Source organism: Microcoleus sp. ARI1-B5, from assembly GCF_036705795.1.
In the GTDB taxonomy this organism is placed as follows: Bacteria; Cyanobacteriota; Cyanobacteriia; order Cyanobacteriales; family Microcoleaceae; genus Microcoleus.
In genome coordinates this window covers 1-18718 of the sequence record NZ_JAUBVK010000033.1, presented here as the reverse complement: position 1 = coordinate 18718, position 18718 = coordinate 1, and the positions used below count along the sequence as shown (strand labels likewise).

Annotated in this window: 13 protein-coding genes and 1 tRNA gene; 4 read left to right on the top strand and 10 right to left on the bottom strand. The window is 47.3% G+C overall.

Annotated features, from left to right (window positions below; all coding sequences use genetic code 11):
* Positions 1–99 precede the first annotated feature (99 nt).
* From QUB63_RS29750 to QUB63_RS29735, 4 genes are all read right to left on the bottom strand, one after another.
* Positions 100–1947 (bottom strand): alpha-amylase family glycosyl hydrolase, encoded by a 1848-nt coding sequence (locus QUB63_RS29750; RefSeq protein WP_332948973.1) that lies wholly within the window; start codon positions 1945–1947, stop codon positions 100–102.
* A 144-nt stretch (positions 1948–2091) separates the two neighbouring features.
* The gene (locus tag QUB63_RS29745; RefSeq protein WP_332948972.1) at positions 2092–3039 is read right to left on the bottom strand and encodes a PIN domain-containing protein; all 948 of its coding nucleotides are present in this window, start codon (positions 3037–3039) and stop codon (positions 2092–2094) included.
* Between the two features lie 138 nt (positions 3040–3177).
* Complete coding sequence (locus QUB63_RS29740; protein ID WP_332948971.1) at positions 3178–4809, bottom strand: site-2 protease family protein; 1632 nt, start codon at positions 4807–4809, stop codon at positions 3178–3180.
* A 351-nt stretch (positions 4810–5160) separates the two neighbouring features.
* Positions 5161–5234: transfer RNA gene (locus QUB63_RS29735), tRNA-Arg, on the bottom strand.
* Between the two features lie 1106 nt (positions 5235–6340).
* Between QUB63_RS29735 and QUB63_RS29730 the strand changes: the two genes are divergently transcribed.
* From QUB63_RS29730 to QUB63_RS29720, 3 genes are all read left to right on the top strand, one after another.
* Positions 6341–7015, top strand: coding sequence for an Npun_F0813 family protein (locus QUB63_RS29730; protein WP_332948970.1), 675 nt, complete (start codon positions 6341–6343; stop codon positions 7013–7015).
* Between the two features lie 552 nt (positions 7016–7567).
* Positions 7568–8632 carry a hypothetical protein gene (locus QUB63_RS29725; protein ID WP_332948969.1) on the top strand — a complete coding sequence of 355 codons (1065 nt, stop codon included), beginning with the start codon at positions 7568–7570 and terminating at the stop codon, positions 8630–8632.
* A 156-nt stretch (positions 8633–8788) separates the two neighbouring features.
* Positions 8789–9775 carry a hypothetical protein gene (locus tag QUB63_RS29720; protein ID WP_332948968.1) on the top strand — a complete coding sequence of 329 codons (987 nt, stop codon included), beginning with the start codon at positions 8789–8791 and terminating at the stop codon, positions 9773–9775.
* A 16-nt stretch (positions 9776–9791) separates the two neighbouring features.
* Here the strand turns inward: QUB63_RS29720 and QUB63_RS29715 are convergent, their stop codons facing one another.
* The 6 genes from QUB63_RS29715 to QUB63_RS29690 form a co-directional block, all read right to left on the bottom strand.
* Positions 9792–10067: a LapA family protein gene (locus QUB63_RS29715; protein WP_332948967.1), complete on the bottom strand. Its 276-nt coding sequence runs from the start codon at positions 10065–10067 to the stop codon at positions 9792–9794.
* Between the two features lie 428 nt (positions 10068–10495).
* Entirely contained in the window at positions 10496–11719 is a 1224-nt protein-coding gene (locus QUB63_RS29710; protein ID WP_332948966.1) for a TIGR04222 domain-containing membrane protein, read from the bottom strand.
* A 421-nt stretch (positions 11720–12140) separates the two neighbouring features.
* Entirely contained in the window at positions 12141–12698 is a 558-nt protein-coding gene (locus QUB63_RS29705; protein ID WP_332948965.1) for a GUN4 domain-containing protein, read from the bottom strand.
* A gap of 85 nt (positions 12699–12783) precedes the next feature.
* Entirely contained in the window at positions 12784–14496 is a 1713-nt protein-coding gene (locus tag QUB63_RS29700; protein ID WP_332948964.1) for a calcium-binding protein, read from the bottom strand.
* Between the two features lie 137 nt (positions 14497–14633).
* Positions 14634–16304, bottom strand: a complete 1671-nt coding sequence (locus QUB63_RS29695; protein ID WP_332948963.1) for a S8 family serine peptidase — start codon at positions 16302–16304, stop codon at positions 14634–14636.
* A 180-nt stretch (positions 16305–16484) separates the two neighbouring features.
* Complete coding sequence (locus QUB63_RS29690) at positions 16485–17381, bottom strand: aspartoacylase (protein ID WP_332948962.1); 897 nt, start codon at positions 17379–17381, stop codon at positions 16485–16487.
* A 209-nt stretch (positions 17382–17590) separates the two neighbouring features.
* On the opposite strand from QUB63_RS29690, the gene QUB63_RS29685 reads away from it, so the two are divergent.
* Entirely contained in the window at positions 17591–18508 is a 918-nt protein-coding gene (locus QUB63_RS29685; protein WP_332948961.1) for a LysR family transcriptional regulator, read from the top strand.
* Positions 18509–18718: the final 210 nt, after the last annotated feature.

Here is an 18718-nt window from a genome sequence, read left to right as displayed (position 1 = left end):
CGATCGTTCGGACTTCTGTCCTCTGATTTTTGATGCGGACTTCAGTCCTCACTACAAACCTTATAAATGATAAATAAAAATCTACAAATTAGAAATGTCCTAACCCTTAACTTTCACCGGCTCATAAATTACAAACCCAGCCCCCGGTACAGTCAGCGAAATACATTTTACCTTTCTGTCCTCAACCTGAACTGTACTGTTAATTTGCGCGCTGTCAGTCGAGTAAATGCACTTAAAACTGTCCCCGACTTGGTGTAAATTGTAGTCGATATTTACCCAAACTGTCAGCGAGCGATCGTAATCCGTATTAATTGCCAAAACTATCTCATCTTTGTCCAACAAACGCGACCAAGGAACAACGGATCGAATCTCGTTCCCCAACATTCGCGGCAAACCAAAATCTTCACCATTGCCCGAAATCGGCCGCAAATATTGCCGTCCCCGGCGCAAAGTAATTTTTTGCGCCCGGATTTCAAGAATTTTTGCTAATTCTCGATAAACCGGATTGTCTTCATTAAAAAAGTGCCTGTCTCGACTTTGAAAAGAGCCAAATTTGCCGCCGAACATGGTCTCTCTGATGTAGCGGTCGCTATCTCCAGCCCCATTAAAACACTGTTCTGTACCGTAATAAATGCAAGGAATTCCCAAAGTCATCGCATTCATAGCTAAAGCATTTAATACTACTTTTTCCCCATTTTCGCTGGCACAAAAACGCGATTTATTGTTTCCTTTTTCTACCATGTCGTGGTCGTCAAACATCGTGACCACTTTATTCTTAAACCAAACGTGAGACTCTTTTTGCAGCAGCAGAGAATTGCGAAACAAAGAAAAATAAACACTGGGATCGCGATATCCTTTTACCATATAGGCGAGGCGATCGGGGATTTCGCTAATTCCTAAAGCCGCATTCAAACCAGTCACTTCTAAAGTAGAAAACGCTTGTTGGCGCCCTCCGGTAATCTCGCCGATTAAATAAAAATTTTCCTTGCCGATTAACTGAGCAAATTCGTGGATAATTTCCGCAAATAACCGAGTTGCACCCAAATCCACGTGCTTGACTGTATCAACTCGAAATCCATCGATATCTGCATAAGCCATCCAAAACTTGTAAGCTTCGCAAAGATTTACCAGCGCCTGAGAAGGCTGGTAAAAATCAGTGCTTCCTGCACCTGTATGGATATCTTTCAGACTAAAAAAATCTCCTTCCACATACTCAGGGTAATTATCCCAATTTCGGATATAACCTTTTTTGCTATAGTTGGATGGCTCTTGAAATTCTGCTGGCCAAATTGCTCCGTCTGGGAAAGCTTCGGGATATTTTACTAAATCGATCGCCCCGAAAGGAATAGTCGGTTTGCCTTCTTTGTCGTTAAATCCTTTCACCGCATACGGTCCGGGCCAAAAAGGATTTTCAGCATCGTAAGTAAATACATCCCCAACATGGTTTAGGATGATATCTAGAATTACGTAGATGCCATTTTGGTGCGCCGTTTCTACGAGTTCTTTCAAATCTTCGCGAGTGCCGAAATTTGGATCGACATCCAGAAAATTTTGAATGCCGTAACCGTGATAGCTTTCTTGAAAAGCAACTTGTTTGAAAATCGGGCTTACCCACAGCGCTGTCACGCCCAAGCGTTTCAAGTAGCCAATTTTACTTGTCAGTCCTTTGAGAGTTCCTCCCAGCCATTTTGCGCCGGCTTCCCGCCACTGCTGCGCCTCCTCTGGGGTTTTAATCGCATTGCCGCTATCTGAGGGGGTAAACATCGGAGTAGTCCCGCTGGTGACGACTTTTCCCCGATCGTCCTTGTTACCGTTTTCTTTGCCGTCTGAGAATCGATCGAGCATTAAAAAATATAGCACTTGGTCTTCCCAAGCCACAGGAGAAGGAAAAAATTTGCGATCGCGCAAAGATGTAAAATCTAATTCCGCTAATGTTTTCTCGCTCATTTCGATCGGCTCCCAATCTTCCAATAGTTTGCAGTCAACCTGGTTGGCAATTTCAGATTAACGCGCTTCACAGACTTTTGCTACTTGCTGTCGAGGGTTAGAGTCCTTATTGAAGGTAGAACGCGGAATTTTAAGATAAACAGATCATTTAGGGTCGATCGACTTAACAAATTGTTGGACTGGCTGCGGTAGAGCCGGCACAAAAGTCTTTCTAAAACCCTTAACATCAAACACTCGCCACAAAATACCCACCGCTACCGTCAAGAAAAATAACGCTCCCAACAAATTGAACGCACCAGACAGAAAACCGCCATCCCTTTTTTTCGGAGGCGTAATATGTTTGATGCGATATACAGCCGGCTCGTAATCTTTCCGTTCCTCGCGACTGCGCGCCGTCTTTTTGGCGCGCGAAGTCGCACTGCTAGCCCCTGTCAAACCCGTTTTATTAGTTTTAGTAGAACTGCTGGGCGACTTTAACTCAGAAGCGTCGCGCGTCGTTAGCTTGCTAGCAGAAGTCCCGGTTTTCCCAACAGCAGCATTTTGAATTCTGCTGTTAGAGCGCTGAGTCGATTGGCGATCGGCTAAAGTTCGCATCAAACTTTGCAATTGCTGAGTCGCCGCCGGCGGGCGTTCCCCTTTCCTCGCCCAATTTAACAGCATCGCCGCAGTAATGCCGCACAGATTAGCAGCCCCCACAGAACCTATCCGCTTCAGCAGAGGCTGACTGTTGGACACAAAAACCACCAGTGAATCGGGGTGTTCCTGAGCCAAACCGTAAACGCACTGAGCTGTAGCTACGACTAGCATTGCTTGTGCGCTTTGATTTTTAATCGAGGGTTCTAGGGCCCGATGCGTTTCTTGAGCATCAGTCACAATCCAGCCACTCTCTGCAAAAAAGCGCATAAACTCCCTAGCCACTTGCTCTTGAGCTTTTTCTACCGCTTTCCCTGTCAGATAATCTATTTCGTCATACACTACTTCCGGGAGATAGCAACTTCCCACCTTGGCATATTCTTGCCAAACTTGGGTTCTGCCAGCCATCAAAACATCTGCATCAAAAGTTACCAATACAGGAGGAAGTTGATTAGCCATAACTTTAGCCTAGATGCTCAGATCGGTGATTTTTACTTGCTAAATTAAGTTTAAACAAATTCCGAGCTTTTCCATTGGGTCAATTTATAAATATCTGGGGTGCGCCCAAGCGCAAAGGGCGCACCAATAATCTGATGATTAGTTTCCAATTCCTAAACGCCCAGCTAAAGCCGGAGTCAACGGCAACAGTACAGAAATCATCAAGAACAAAGCCAACAAACCCAAAGCTGCGCGAGCGTCGTCAGGCTCACTCAGCTCGTTGAGGCTCGGTCGCTCCAGATTCCGCTGTAAAATTAGAATCACGATCGCCCAATACAGAGCCAAAGGATTAACTAAAGAAGCGATCGCCAGCACCACAAACGTCGCCAAAGTAGCGCGACTGGCAATTTTCCGGCCGTAGATTGCTTGCACGATTCTACCCCCGTCCAACTGTCCCGCCGGCATCAAATTAATCGCCGCGATTACCAAGCCCAACCAACCGATAACTACCAGCGGGTGAACGTCAACAATCTGCTGCTGCAATGCCGAACCCAAAACCACTTTTGCTAGAGTTCCCACCAAAACCGAGCCCTTGAAATATTCTGCGGGAATTTGAAACAAACTGCCGGGGTGAGACAGCAGCAAACCAGTTACCAGCATTAGCAGAGAAACTATTCCCCCAGCCGCTGAGCCGGCAAAAGCGATGTCAAACAAAACTTTACGGTTGGGGAGCAGCGACTCAAAACGGTCGATCGCCCCAAAAGAACCTATCTGGAAAGTTGGTATAAAAAACGGCCAACTCAAGCCAACCTTGTACTGATTTGCCCGCACTCGGCGAGCAATTTCGCCTGAGCCTAAAACCGCCCAAATTCCCGCCGCAATTGGCATAACTTCTAAATATCGATGCGGCGAGTTGAAGAAATCGAAACCCAGCAGCAAACCGCCTGTTTCCAAGCTGGTAGCAATTGTTGCCAGCAGCAGCACGACTGCGAGGATTTTTTGAGATAGGGTAGTTGGCTGCGGGTCGTTGGTGCTGGGCAAGATAATAACTACCGGCTTGTCGTCCTGATTTTCTACTAAAAACAGGCGGTAGCGATCGTTTAATCTTTCTTGCAAACTTGCCGTCAAACGCGAGTGTACTTGTTCTGGATCTCCCCGCAGATTGCCTTTCAAGATTACCCCATCTTGATAGGGAATCGTTTCTGTGGCAAAGAAAGTATCGATCCCAAAGATGCCTTTAATTGCTTTGAGGTCTTCAACTGGAACGGGAATTATTTCTAATTCATTAGTTCCAGGCGATGTGACGATTTTAATGATTTCTTTGGCTGGTGCCGGCTGTTCGTTTGGGGCGGAGCTGCCATCACTTTGGGGCTTTAGCTCGGCACGATCGGCGGGGCGCGAGTCGATCGCTGCATCGGCTGCTGCCTTACGCAATTGCCGGCCCAGATAAATGTACAATCCCGTGGATGCCACGAGCAGCAACAATACCGCAACTAGATTGAGGTAAATCCCGGCGGCGAACAAACCAAAGAACAGCAGCCAGGGACTCATCAGCGCCACTGACTGCAACCAAGCCAAAATTCCCAGTTTGCCAAAAGGCTTGGCGCGATAAAATCCCCAACCCAGAATTAAGAGAGCAACCAATAGGAGTGCAATTGTTGCGGTATTTTCCGATGCCACGATCGGCATTCCGGTTGCTTGCGCCAATACTGGCTGTAATTGGTCGATCGCGCTGCGGTCGAGTAATAGCATTAAATTTTGGGGAATATGAAATAGAGTTGCTGGGAACATTGTCCAAACCTGTCCAAAAATAGCCCGATCACTAAGGATAACTCTTGAGGGCTACTCGGCCCACAATCGGCTGCTGCTGTTTTAACTTCTGGGCTATTGACACAATAGACTTTTTATGATAACACATCGGCTGGGTCAAACATATATTCAGAGGCGTAGGAGTGTCGATCGCCTCAGATGCGGGAAGATTGGCTTCGCGAAAGCAGGCGGATCGGACGGTGTTTCGGATTCGGGCATCCGAAACAAATGCGAAACAAATGCGAAACAAATGCACAACAAATAAGGCCCCGGCCGCTCTCTCCCGGGCGGCAGAAAACGGCTCAAACCATTGATGCTATTAGGTTTATCTCACGGGTACGGCAGGACTTGAACCTGCGGCTCGCTGCTTAGAAGGCAGCTACTCTATCCAACTGAGTTACGCACCCAACTCAAAAAATCGTTAACAACATTATTATTGTATCGGCGCAATGTGCGATCGAGCAAGTAAATATTTTATGACTTGCCCAGAAACCGGTTCGATCTACAAAAATACGGTGTGGAGCGCCATGGCTGGGGGGTAAAAAACCAAGGTGAACTAGAGTCAGGTATTTAGCTGTCGAGTTGAAACCCAAATAATTTGTCGATCGCATATCTCCAGAAATTAAGTCGGCCCTGAGACAGTACCAGAGTTTGACTCGATCGCCCCATACTTGACTAAACTTAACTCTGGCGATCGCGGGGGTATTGACAGGTGGGTAATTATCTGGTATATTTACCAGGATTTCGACAACCAAGGCTGAGATTGACAAGAAAGTAAACCACAGTCGATGCAAAACTGACAGTCCTGCAACGCCGGTCGATCGGGATACCACGATGGGTTAAATTGGTTGAAAATAACGGTTGAAAAATGGCTGAAAGCTTCAAAAGCAATAGTTACAAGCTGACCGCGCAGAGGGCGCTGTCCGGCCAGAATCGGATCGGGCCCACAATTGGGAGCCGACACCAGCAGCTTGAGAGAGGAAGCAGAGCCTCTGGAATTACTTGTAGTTAAATGGTGAAACGCGAGATAAGTTTAGCCAAGTTTTGTATAGCAGTTGAGCCACAGTGACTAATTTGGTGATATTTAGTTATATTTGCTAATATTGAGCTCGACTCGATATTTGAGAAAAATGTGGTAGAACTAGGATTGAAAGACTCAGGTGAAAATCCATGATGGTATGGAGCATATATAAGCTTCCTCTACGGCATCAAAGCAAAACAGTCAATCGCCCGATCGGCACGAGCTCGAAAATCAAGCGTTGCCAGTACAGCAGTCGTAAGTTGTGCGCGGGGAATTTCCTTCGTGCATTAGTTCATATGCCATGGTTGAGAGACAATCTCAGCTTAGATATTTGTTAGCATTTGTTAGCAAAAAAGTATCGGAACGCTTGATCCGGGCAATCCAGCTAATTTAAGCGGGCTCGAAGTTGAATCAAGCATCCCCAAGCCTAAAAGCCTGGGGAGCTTCCAAAGCACAGCACCTCGGCCATGACAGGAGTCAAATCGCAGTGTCATGTTTATTCTGAAACGGCAGGATGTTGAAATAACCAATTTTCAACACCCAAAACGGGATCAACAAATTCCCATTCTCAATTATCAGGGGCAGACTTTTCGCCTGATCAGCGCCTTCAACGGCAAACAAGCAGAAGACGCCAGAGCCTTGTGGCGGGATTTAACCGACAACCGAGGCAAAGCCTGCGTTCTGCTAGAAGAGCCGGATAGATATAGCGTCTGGGGAAAAGTTCGTTTAGATCAGCTTGCGGGTGAAGAACCGGCAGGCACAGAATCCGCTAAAGCACCGCTGTTCGCGCAGGGTTGTCTGCTGCTCCTCCAAGCAGTTTACTTTGATGTAGAAGACCTTTTAGGCGCAAGGCAAGCCGCATCGTTTCAGAAAGATATCGCCAAGGTATTTCAGCAAGGAAACTTCCCCCAGGCAGACTCCGCTGATGCGATCAAAAATTGGCTGACCGTTAGTCCCTTGCAAAATCATAAGGTGCCCCCTTGGCAAGAGCAACATCTCAAGACCTTATTGCAAGAACTTCACCGTTTGGGCAAATCATATTTTGGCAATACCGACTTCGCTGACGGAGTGAGCGATGTGCTGCAAGATATGCCAGCACCGGATCGCACTCAGTTTCTAGATTGGCTGAAACAATCAACCCTCAACAAGTTGTGGATCGCAGCATAGAAAATCTTTGACAATTGCTCAGACAATTGGACGCAGATAATTAAGCTGAGATATTTGCACTGTCAGGGGTAAGGGATATACAGGTTGGATGGCCAACTTGTATCGACCGACAAAATTGTTGAGTCGGTTTGGGGGCCAGCGACAGTCTGGCAATTTAACTAAAATTCGATCGCAGTCCCCACCCACAATCATCGATATGAGTGGGGGAGTGCGAAACCCAAAAAAACAGAGACAGCAACATTTGAGGGTATGATTTCAGAGGTAGATTTGGTACTGTAAAAGCCTTAATGGTGAAGACATAGACCGTATTTCTATCATCTATTATTTCCGGGCAAAAGATCGACTGACGACTAATTCCTTGAATTAGTAAAGAGATATTATTCTTGCTTAGTCTTTCTAGAGTGTAGGAGGGCAACCGTCCCGACAACACGCATCAGGCGCCAGTTTTTCCGTTCGAGTCAGAGCAAGGTTTTTTGGCGAAAGAATCCTCATCTACAATCAAAAATTGAGATGGGGTGCGTTCAACCGCTAGTTAGGTCTCGTGAAATCCCTATGAGTAGCACTTCAGAAAAGTCATCTACATCTACATCTTTACTATCAGCTCAGACCCTAGTGATTGCGGGCATTGTCTGGGCTGTCATGGCGCTGCTGTTCTTTTTGCTGTTCAGCGTCCCCCTCTCACAAGAAGAGGGTTTACCGCCTTGGTACTCGATCGGCACTTATATTTTTGAATGCGGGGCATATCTGGGAGCAGCTTTAGTTTGTTTTAGAAACTGGAGAAGCCCGCACATGGTCAGCGGGCGCAACGTCTGGCTGGGCATTGGTCTGGGGATGCTCTTCTATTTCATCGCCGGCGTGCTGTTCGGGATTTGGGAACTCTATTTCGAGTTAGACCCAGACGTTTCCCCAGCAGATGCGTTTTATCTCGGCAGCTATGTGGTGCTGATCGGAGGCATGGTTGTAGCCGTGACGAGCAAGCGGCTGAATCTAGAAATTTGGCAGTGGGGTTTGTTAGCGGGAATAGCAGCCTTTGGGATTGCTGTAGCTATCTGGGTTGCTGCACCTGACTCTTGGAAAGTACAGCTAGGAATGGCTCCGGCGGCCCCTCAGGAAGTAGTGACAGGCTCCGCACCAGCGGCTGCCAAAGGAAAAGCACCTGCCGCGGACAATTCGGCCCAGTCAAAGGCAAAAGGAGCGGCCGCTTCTGCTGCTCAATCTGCACCGGAAGAAGAAGCAGCAGAAGCAGAAGCAACTAAAACTCCCGCATGGGTGACGGCACTAGACAAGCAACTGTCGCCTTACGCCTATGCAATCAATTTGTTTTACATCGTCGGGGACGTTTTTCTGCTGATTATTGCGACTGCACTGCTGCTGGCGTTTTGGGGAGGACGTTTTTCCCAATCTTGGAGGATGATTGCGGCGGCAACTTTTTCGCTTTACATCGCAGATATGTACTTTAAATGGCGCGATACTCAGGCTGAGGGTAGTTATCAAAGCGGCAGTTTGCTGGAAGTCTTTTTTGTTTTTAGCGGCATCCTGTTCGGAATAGGAGCTGTCTTGGAACATGACATCTCAACCCGTTCTCGTCAGAGCAGGCGGACTCGGCGCGGCGCGTAGCGATTTGAGATTGGGGTTGCTCGGGCAAGGGTGCGTCAGGCGAAAGCTTTGAGATCCCTTGCCGGCATCTCTCAACTTCCAATCGACAATGAAAAATCACAGTTCGCCGATCGCACTTCCTGCGTCTTTTCACGTCTTTTTGCTGGAAAACTTGGCATGACGCCCACAAAACTGTCCGATTCAGACAAACGGGAACTCCTCCGGCTGTACCGACAGTCGGAGGAGAATACTATCACTTTGGCAAAGCGCTACGGAGTGAGCAGTTCGACTGTGAGGCGCATCCTTCAGGGCGCTTTGTCGGAGCCGGAATACGAATTTCTAGTCCAGCAAAAACAAAAGCGTTTGTCCGATCGCACCAGCGTTTCTGAACCGACAGAGACGACTGCTGAATCCTCGGCTGGCAGCGAAACCGCCCCTTTAGATACTCCCCTGTCTGAGTCAGTGCCCGTCGCGCCGTCAGCCCCAAATTCGAGGCCGACGATCCGAAAGCGTTCTGTATCAGCGGCCCAACCAGTTGCCGATCTCGAAATTCGAGGAAATTTACAGTCGGATTTAGAGGCTTCTGATTTGCCAGATGCTTTATCAGCCAATCTTGCTCCTCGCAGCGACAGCGCTGCTGTGAGTGGGGAACAGCAGGCAATGCTGCCAGAATCAGGACTGCTGGCGGATGAAGATTTTAGCGATTTCGACGAAGATGAGGATGAGGATGAGGACGAGGACGAGGACGATTTAGATGACTTCGACGAAGATTTAGACGATGAAGACTCTCTGTTTGAAGGCAGTCTGCTGGGTTCTAGATCGTCGGGCGAGTCTAACGAGCTGCGGGCGACAGGGCCGATTCAAGTTTTGCCTTTAAGCGAAGCATCTGTGCCCAAAATTTGCTATTTAGTAGTCGATCGCGCGGCGGAGTTAATCACAAGACCTCTAAAAGCTTTTGGCGAACTCGGTCAAATTCCGGCGGCGGAAATTCGCGAGAAAACCCTGCCAGTGTTTGACAATCACCGAGTAGCCCGCCGATTTTCTACTCGCAATCAAAGAGTGTTCAAGATTCCTGACGGCAGGTTGCTGCAAAAAGCGGCGCCTTACTTGCTAGCCAAAGGAATCACTCGGCTGCTGATTGACGGTCAGGTCTATTCCCTCTAAGGATTCAGAAATTTACCTAATATTCTAGGGTTTCGGAGTCTTCGGGATTTGCCTGAAATTTGGGACGGGAGCCGGGGGAATCTGAAAGGTTCCACAGCGGTTGCAGCAGCGCACCTCCGATCAGTCCCGCACTAATACTCATCGCCAATACTACTCCTACGGGCATTTGTATGGATTTAAAAAAGATAAAGTTTAAGGCTACTGGGGCGGCGTTCTGCACTGAAAGAATGCCGATCGCGCTGGCTAAGATTGCTACTAAAAAACTAATGGCGAGCAGAGGAATTGTTTTCATAAAATGTTTGACAAGCTAATAATTTAAAGACTCTGCTGTTTTCAACGAAATATATTTCACAATATTATTTTTGCCAGATCCAATTATTAAATAATATACAACGAAATGCCGGGAAAAGTCAAGTAGATACGGGAAAAATTAGGAGTTTTTTTGAGGAATTTAAAACAGTCCTGGACGCAACAACATACCTAAAAAAATCTTTAACTATTGTGACAGTTGCGTCCAGGACTATAAAAAAAAATTACCAGAAAGAATTGGTTTAAAGCCCCAAGCCTTGTAGGGAGAAATTAAAAGAAGACTATTCATTACTCCAATCCTCGGACTTCCAGGTAGAGGTCGCTAGAAAGCGGTCAACTGTCAACTGTCAACTGTCAACTGAATGAACCGTACCTTTGGCGCTGAAACTAGAACGGGCGATCGATCTTTTCTCAGCCACCGCAGCCACCGCAGCCACCGCAGCCACCGCCACCACCGCAGCCACCGCCACCACCATCACCGCCACCATCACCGCCACCGCTTCTAGGCGAATAGACTCCTCCAACAATTCTTGTGGATGTCTGTGGATAAGTTATTTCTGGCTTAATTCTCGATCGCAACTGTTCCAGCACGCGATCGCCATAGGGAGTGCGGTGCGGTTTTGCTAACCAAAAACCGTAGCATATCAATGCTGTGATGATACAAAGGATTACCAAAAAACCTACTGGTTTGCCGCGAGAAATACCGACTACAATTTTGGTAATTCCTAAAAGCAATACCAGCGCGATCGGAAGTACACATAACTGCGCGATCGCGATTTTAGTTGTATTCACTAACAGCCCCAGGTTCTGTAAGCGATGGCGGAGCTGTACACTATCTAGCGTCACTTCATTGAACTTTTCTGCTAAATATTTAATTTCATCAAGCGATAAATCTGGTAAATTTTGAGAGTAATTGTGGTTAGAGTTTCGCAAACACGAGCGCAAAAATCCTGTCAACCAAACCGCTACAATTGTCACTAAAATGTAAAAAATGAGAAATTCGGGCCCTTTGAAATCAAGCGGGTTGGGGAGGCTTGCCAAAATAGATGGCTGGCAACCTGTAATTGTTAGTGCAGCGGCCAAGACTAAAAGAGCGATCGCCAGTTGCGGCTTGGGCAATTGCTCTAAATCCCGGCGGATTTGCAGTAAATCCGGCTTCGGCAAAATCCAGTTTTGTTGAGTGTTAACGCGCTGAAAATGCACGTCGCGACCTAAACGTATGTGCGCTGGCGGCCAAATATCTTCGGGCGGTTTTTGCCCAAAGAAATGTTCGTAGCTAGCTAAAGTCTTATTGTACCAATCAGTAAATTTTTGATGTTCGCGTTTGCCGCCGCGAGTCGGGCCGTGATGCAGTGGCTTCCCTAAGACATTCGGGCAAAATTCGCCCCAATAAGAGTGCGTGTAAACTAAGTGCAAATGCCAAACTCGATCGACTCGATCGGAAGGTGTAACTGGATGTCCGGCAACAACAGCAAGAAAAGCAAACTTTTTGTATTCTGCAATGACTCGCTGAGTGTCATTTGCAGTCCAACCGTTATCTCGCGCTAGCCGCTTGCTGAACGGTAAATTTGTATCTGGTTCATCTAAAGAAAATGATTCTATGCGCTGGTAGAGGTTCAATCGATCGGTGTTCATAAATATCTCCTTTGTTCCCAAAACTTGACAGCCTTTTTGCAAGGTAATGGTCGGGATTTAAGTGATGATTGTGGCCCAATACGCGATTGTTAACACTATTTATGCCCCGGAGATCCCCCTCGCCTACCCCCTACTCGACCCCTACTCCCCTTAATAAGGGGAGTAGGGGTTGACGAAAGAGAGCTTTGTTGTCCCCCCCTGCGCGATCGGGGGGTTAGGGGGGATCAGCCTTAAGTGAACCGTATTGGATTCTGGGCGACATCAAAAATCATTAAAATTCAGTGCTTAATCGGGCGATCGACTTAGGACTTACTCACGGGCGATCGGAAACCGGGTTTTTTACGAAAATACAAAGGTTACAGCCAGCAGATGAGATAAAAAACCCAGTTATGAAAGCCTGATGTGTCCAGGACTGTAAATGTTACTTGCCGCAATTGGCGAAAGTAGAAAATAGGTTAAATTCTGTAACCCTCCACGCTTGCCATGTCTGTCCCCCAGCAAAAAGACTGTTTCTGGTGAAGCTGTTATCGCTGTCAACATAACTTTGCCAACTTAATGCAGCAACTGTTGGATACTGGCCAGGAAAATCCCCTGGTATAGGACTTACTGGTGAACCCAGGTTCCATCTTACTTGTTGGCTAAATTGTTGAATTTGACCTTCACAAGTGCGGCAGGTAGAACCGCCGACTTTCTGCCAAATCTCTAACTGCGGGGTCAATCCGTATTTGCCGTTGCTCGATTGCATCCACAGGCGATCGATCGCCCGGAGGTTCGGACAAGACAGATTGGCGGGGTTGTTGCGGATCAGAGAGACTGTTTCCTGATCTGCTTCGTACCATTTTTTAGATTCTAACAAGCTTTGGAGTTTGCCCAATTCGCTGTTAGTTTCTTGCGCATTTACGGTAAAAGCTGGTTGCAAAACGGCCAGGAATGTGCCGCTCAATGCGAGGGCGAGGGATTGTTTGTGAAGTTTAATCATGTTATTTAAGTCAAAGTGAGATATTGAATTAAAGCACAAAGCAGTGCTGTGTTTCTACAGCAGACAATTGAGAATTGGCAGATATCTAAACAGAGAGGAAATCTTCAGGACCGATCGAGCTGAGACCAACGCCTGTCAAAGAAGCTAAAACTTCACCGCTGCTGGTGACGCTAATTAATGTGCCGTTAGTTGCAGCCGAAATTGATAGCTGTCGGAAATTCAAGCCGTTGATTAATTGCACGGTATCTACACCGTTGGTGAAATCAGAGATAGTATCAATTCCCAAACCCGCACCTAAAACAAATACATCATTACCGACGCCACCGATGAGAAGATCGTTGCCCAAACCGCCGTTGAGCGTGTCAAAACCTTTGCCTCCGAAAAGGATATCGCTGCCGTCGCCCCCATTGAGAATGTCGTTACCTCGCAAACCGGCGAGTGTGTCATCGCCCTCAAAACCGTTGATATTATCGCTGCTGGGAGTGCCTGTGAGGTAGTCGTTGGCGGGAGTGCCGTTGATGGTGTTTGGAGGGTTATTGATGACGCCTGGAGTGCTGGTTATGTCAGCAACGAAGATGTCTCGGCTATTGTTAGTATCCCCCGGCACGAGGTTGGTGGCATCAGAGTCAAACACCACAAACCGCCCGTCGGCTGAGATCGAGGGGTTGTTGGAGCCAGTGTTCCCCTGATTGCCACTTGGGCCCACTGGAGTGTTCCCCGGATTGCCGGCTGAGTCAACTGAGACGAGGGTTGTGGTATTGGTAAGCCTGTCGCGCACGAATATCTGGCTTTGATTTTTAGTGTCTCCCGGCGCGAGGTTGGTGGCAAGAGAAGTAAACGCCACAAACCGCCCGTCGGCTGAGATGGAGGGGGTACCGGAGCCAGTGTTTGCCCGATCGCCCCTGGAGCTGACTGAAACGAGGGTGGTGGTATTTGTTGACAAGTCGCGCACGAAGATGTCGGCGTTATTGTTAGTGTCCCCCGGCACAAGGTTGGTGGCCGCAGATTGAAACGCGACAAACCGCCCGTCGGCTGAGATCGATGGAGAGTAAGAGAAGTCGTTTGCCTGATTGCCTGCTGAGTCTACAGAAATGCGGGTGGTGGTGTTGGTTGACAAGTCGCGCACGAAGATGTCTTGGGTATTGTTAGTGTCCTCCGGCACGAGGTTGTCGCCAGATATAAAGGCCACAAACCGCCCGTCGGCCGAGATGGAGGGCCCACCGGAGCCGCTTTTCCCCTGATTGCCGGCTGAGTCAACTGAGACAAGGGTGGTGGTATTGGTTGATAAGTCTCGCACGAAGACATCGAAGTTATTATTAGTGTCCCCCGGCACGAGATTGGAGGCAAAAGAACTAAACGCCACAAACCTCCCCTCAGGCGAGATGAAGGGGCTACCGGAGCCGCTGTTCGCCCCCTGGCCTGCTGGCACAGAGACACGAGTGGTGGTATTGGCGATGGTGTCGCGCACGAAGATATCCGAGATATTGTTAGTGTTCCCCGGCACGAGGTTGGAGGCAACAGAATTAAACCTCACAAACCTCCCGTCGGCTGAGATGGATGGAGAGTTGGAGAAGTTGTTCGCCCCCTGGCCGGCTGAGTCAACAGAGACGCGGGTGGTGGTATTGGTGAGCCTGTCGCGCACGAAGATGTCGGTGTTATTGTTGGTGTCCCCCGGCACGAGGTTGCTGGCATCTGATGCAAACGCTACAAACCGCCCGTCGGCTGAGGTGGAGGGTTGCTCGGAAAAGCGGTTTCCCTGATTGCCGGCTGAGTCTACAGAAACGCGAGTAATAGTCATAATTCCTCACACTAAAAATACAACTTTTGTAAATTGACAAGTGTTTGGTCGATCGCCCCCGCAACTTCTGACAAGACAGATTAGCGCGCTTGTAGGGCGATCGGCTAATGTTTCGGAATAGTTGCTGCCTATTCTTTCTAGACAGTTATCGCATTTGGGTTGGCTGTAGTCGTCAAGATGTACTCAACTTGAGCCGGAGTTAGAGTCGGATTGGCATTCAAAATCAAAGCCGCTACACCCGCTACGTGAGGGGTTGCCATCGACGTGCCACTGTAGGTTTCGTAGGTGTTATAGGGAGTTGTAGAATAAATATCTACTCCCGGTGCAACTACGTAATCCAAAAGTTTAGAACCCGCGCGATTTGAGTATTCATACCTCCTGCCATTGATATCAATTCCTCCTACGGCAATTCCAAAGCGATCGGCATTGATAGCTGGATAAGCCGGTTTAGAAAAATCATCATTTCCTGCTGCCATGACGACAACAACTCCTTTGTCAGTTGCGTACTGAATTGCCTCATTAGTCACCCTGTTAGGAAATTCGCTACCCGCACTAAAGTTAATTACATTAGCTCCATTATCAGCAGCATAGCGAATTCCAGCACCACTATTATTGAAGTTTCCAGAACCAACAGTTGATAATACTCTCACCGGCATAATTTTTGCATTGTAGGCAACTCCAGTTATGCCAAAATCATTTTGTTCGGCCGCGATCGCACCTGCTACGTGAGTCCCGTGACCGTAGATATCCTCATCCATCGGGTTGTTATCATTAGACACAAAATCCCAACCCCTGACATCATCTACATAGCCGTTGCGATCGTCGTCAATGCCGTTGTCGGGAATTTCACCCGCATTCTGCCAAATATTGTCGTCCAAATCGGGATGGGTGTAGTCAACACCGCTGTCTACTACCGCAACTACGATGTCCTTTCCAGTAATTCCCCGATTCCAAACTTCCGGCGCATTTATCATGTCTCGTCCCCAATCGTTACCGCCCAAATTAGGAACTTCTGGGAAGAGAGTTGGACTGTTCAGCGTGCGGGAAACGGCTGCGTTTGCATCCACTAAACCGTAGCCGTAATTGCTGCTAAAACCAGTAGCAGGGGTTGCAGAAAGAGTCAGGTTGTAATTCGTAGAGCCAACGTAACGATAGACTCCGACATAGTAAGTTCCGGGAGTCAGACCGAAGAAATTTATCTCGCCGGATGTACCCGCTAAGGCATAATCGCTGCCAAGATATTCATCATAATCAGTCCGACCGTTGCGGTTCTTATCTTGAATTAACTCGAGGCCGGCATTGCCAGTCAAAGCGTCGATACGCAAGCTTAAATCGCTATTGCTGTTAATAGTAAAGCGGTAATAATCATCGGTATCGCCAACTCCGACAAAATCGCTTAAGTTGACGCGGCCGTTCTCAACGCCAACAACATTTCGAGCAGTTGCTAGGGAGTTGCCTGGATCTGATAAATTCAACTGAGATGCGGTTCTCGTTCCTGTTAGGGGATCTGTGCCGACAGCGAGAGCCTCTGAGTTTGATTGTTGAGTACGAGGTGTAACGCTAGCGACTCGATCGTTGGCCCAGAAACTCAGGATATCGCTGGTTTCCGGTACTAAAAAATCTGCTATTTGTTGTGGTTCGCCGATCGCGCTCGCTGTCAAATGAGCCGTGTCAAAGCCGTTGCCGGGAAAGCTGCCGTTAAATTGACTCGATGCAGTGAAGAAATTAAGCTGACCGCTGTTACCAAAGGTGGTTAATGCTAATTGCTGCGGTTCGCGATCGATTGCAAGTATACCTGTACTTTCCATAAGTTAGATCCTGATAAGTTTAGATTCACTTGTGTTTATGAAAAAAAATACTTGTTGATTTGAAATTAATTAACATTATTACATAGGCGAGATGATACGTCAATTCATAAATTCATTGTTTGAATTCATAAAAGTCATAACCCTAATTTCATAAAAGTCATATTTTGACTCCTTGGGAAGTTATGCAGTTTCAAGCTGAAGCTGTTGTTTTTCCGTCAAAACCATCGCTATGTGCTTTTCGTAATAGGCAGCTTCGTTAATGAATACAGGGAAAACTGTAGATTCTCCTTGATAGGGGAGCGATTCTCCTGTAAAGTTGAGAAACATCGGTTCACCGGGATGTAAGGGTTCGTAGTCTTTGAACTGAAGTTGCGGATGGATTGCGGCTTGCAGTTCACCTACTGAATTTCTGGGATAGTCTACGGAGCCGATCGCCTGATATACAGTTAAATGTGATGGTATAGCAAGCGGCTTGCCCCGATTTGTTGCATCGAGATAATCCAAAATGGCGTGAACCAGCATTTCGGTTTGCTGAAGCCCAGGGGCATTGACGACTCCCTGGGCGATCGGGCCTACTTCTATGGTACCACCGAAAGCAGAGAGCGATCGCAACATTGGCGCATCCTCACCATCATCCTCTCGGAAACAAACTCGAACTGAGCGATCGAGCTCACTCAAATAGGCTAATAATTGCAAATTAAATGGATGTTTGCTGGACGGTAAAATGGTCAGCCCCATGTTGGCCGTTGTGCTGTGAAGGTCGATGATGACATCAGCGCCATGTTGGTCTTTAGGACATAGTTGGGCGGAGATTTCCTTAGCACGTATGTCTTCATAACCCATCAACTCTGGGTTAGCCAAATCTTGGGCGGCAAAGCAACGGTTCAAATCGCGATCGACATAACGCCGATTCAGCGCCACCGCTTTCGGGTTGGCTAATAAGGCAACAGTCTCAAAGGTCGATCGTTTCAGCAAGTCTGGGAATTGTTGAAACTTCCTAATCAGGTAAACCCCTGTTAACTCATTTCCGTGGGTTCCTCCCACAACTGCAACTCGTCGAATTACGTGTGAAAGCATAAATAATCCTCATTTAACAATACTTAGAGTGGAATTATTGGCGGAATTAGTTAACTATTAATTTCAAGATAAAGAAGTTATTACTAGATGTCAAATACTTGTTTTGATATAATAATATGCTCAGAAAGCATAGCGGTATCTAATCAATAACCGTTATAGTAATTATTTATGCCCAAGTCTAAAAATTAAAATTTAAAATGGTATAATCTATGGAACTTCGCCATCTCCGTTACTTCATAGCAGTGGCCGACAAACTGAGCTTTAGCAACGCGGCAGAGGGATTGTACATTGCCCAATCGGCGGTAAGTCGTCAAATTAAAGATTTGGAGGATGAATTGGGCGTGCAGCTATTCGATCGCAGAAGTCGCCCACTTCAGCTAACGCCAGCAGGACAGACATTTTTAGAAGAATCTCGTGCAACTCTGGCACAGTTAGAACAAGCGGTACATAAAACCCAGCGCATTCATCAGGGTGAATTGGGCTATTTGACGGTGAGTTTTACGAGTTCGATCGCAAATGGTGTCTTTCCAGAGATGCTGCGAACGTTTCGACAGCGATATCCAGAGGTAAAACTGATTTTGCAGGAAGAACACAGTGCTTTTCTAATTCAGAGGTTGCGCGATCGCCAAACTGATATTATTTTTCTGTATCTCTACCACGAAATTTCTGAAGACAATGATTTAGAAACGATGTCTCTCACGCAAGAACCACTTGTCGCCGTTTTACCCAAAAACCATCCGCTTGCAGCCCAATCCAAAATTTCGCTTGACGACCTAAAAGATCGAGAATTCGTCATGCCCCTGCATCAGGTTGTAGCGGGCTTGTCTGAACAAATTTACCATCTATGTTCGCAAGCAGGATTTGTTCCTAAAGTTGTTCAAACAGCCGTCTTTATGGTCACGATTTTGGGGTTAGTTGCAGGCGAAACTGGTATCAGCATTCTGCCATCTCACGTACAGAATATTCAACGCGAAGGAGTGGTGTATCGTCCGATTTTGGAACCAACGGCAACCACTAACTTAACTGCTGTTTGGCGGCCAAATCATTCATCCACCATTTTACAGCAATTCCTGGATATCATTAAAAGCCTCTCAATTTATCAGCCTGAAACATCGATAATTACATAGTCAGATCGTGTCCGATCCATTAACGGCAATTAGATTCGTCCGCCAAAGCGGAGTTAAGTCCGCAAAATGGAGCGGACTTAACTCCGCTTTGGCGGACTGTTTTGTTATGGTAATCGACCGGACACGATATCAGTAGGACTTACGCATTGACAAAATAACTCTATTGTGTATATCTGGAACAGAGGTGAATTCAATTCCCAAAACAAACAG

What these genes read in the sequence shown, in the direction of transcription:
- QUB63_RS29750 (WP_332948973.1), bottom strand. Translation starts at nt 1,947, where the DNA reads ATGAGCGAGAAAACATTAGCGGAATTAGATTTTACATCTTTGCGCGAT.
- QUB63_RS29745 (WP_332948972.1), bottom strand. Translation starts at nt 3,039, where the DNA reads ATGGCTAATCAACTTCCTCCTGTATTGGTAACTTTTGATGCAGATGTT.
- QUB63_RS29740 (WP_332948971.1), bottom strand. Translation starts at nt 4,809, where the DNA reads ATGTTCCCAGCAACTCTATTTCATATTCCCCAAAATTTAATGCTATTA.
- QUB63_RS29730 (WP_332948970.1), top strand. Translation starts at nt 6,341, where the DNA reads ATGTTTATTCTGAAACGGCAGGATGTTGAAATAACCAATTTTCAACAC.
- QUB63_RS29725 (WP_332948969.1), top strand. Translation starts at nt 7,568, where the DNA reads ATGAGTAGCACTTCAGAAAAGTCATCTACATCTACATCTTTACTATCA.
- QUB63_RS29720 (WP_332948968.1), top strand. Translation starts at nt 8,789, where the DNA reads ATGACGCCCACAAAACTGTCCGATTCAGACAAACGGGAACTCCTCCGG.
- QUB63_RS29715 (WP_332948967.1), bottom strand. Translation starts at nt 10,067, where the DNA reads ATGAAAACAATTCCTCTGCTCGCCATTAGTTTTTTAGTAGCAATCTTA.
- QUB63_RS29710 (WP_332948966.1), bottom strand. Translation starts at nt 11,719, where the DNA reads ATGAACACCGATCGATTGAACCTCTACCAGCGCATAGAATCATTTTCT.
- QUB63_RS29705 (WP_332948965.1), bottom strand. Translation starts at nt 12,698, where the DNA reads ATGATTAAACTTCACAAACAATCCCTCGCCCTCGCATTGAGCGGCACA.
- QUB63_RS29700 (WP_332948964.1), bottom strand. Translation starts at nt 14,496, where the DNA reads ATGACTATTACTCGCGTTTCTGTAGACTCAGCCGGCAATCAGGGAAAC.
- QUB63_RS29695 (WP_332948963.1), bottom strand. Translation starts at nt 16,304, where the DNA reads ATGGAAAGTACAGGTATACTTGCAATCGATCGCGAACCGCAGCAATTA.
- QUB63_RS29690 (WP_332948962.1), bottom strand. Translation starts at nt 17,381, where the DNA reads ATGCTTTCACACGTAATTCGACGAGTTGCAGTTGTGGGAGGAACCCAC.
- QUB63_RS29685 (WP_332948961.1), top strand. Translation starts at nt 17,591, where the DNA reads ATGGAACTTCGCCATCTCCGTTACTTCATAGCAGTGGCCGACAAACTG.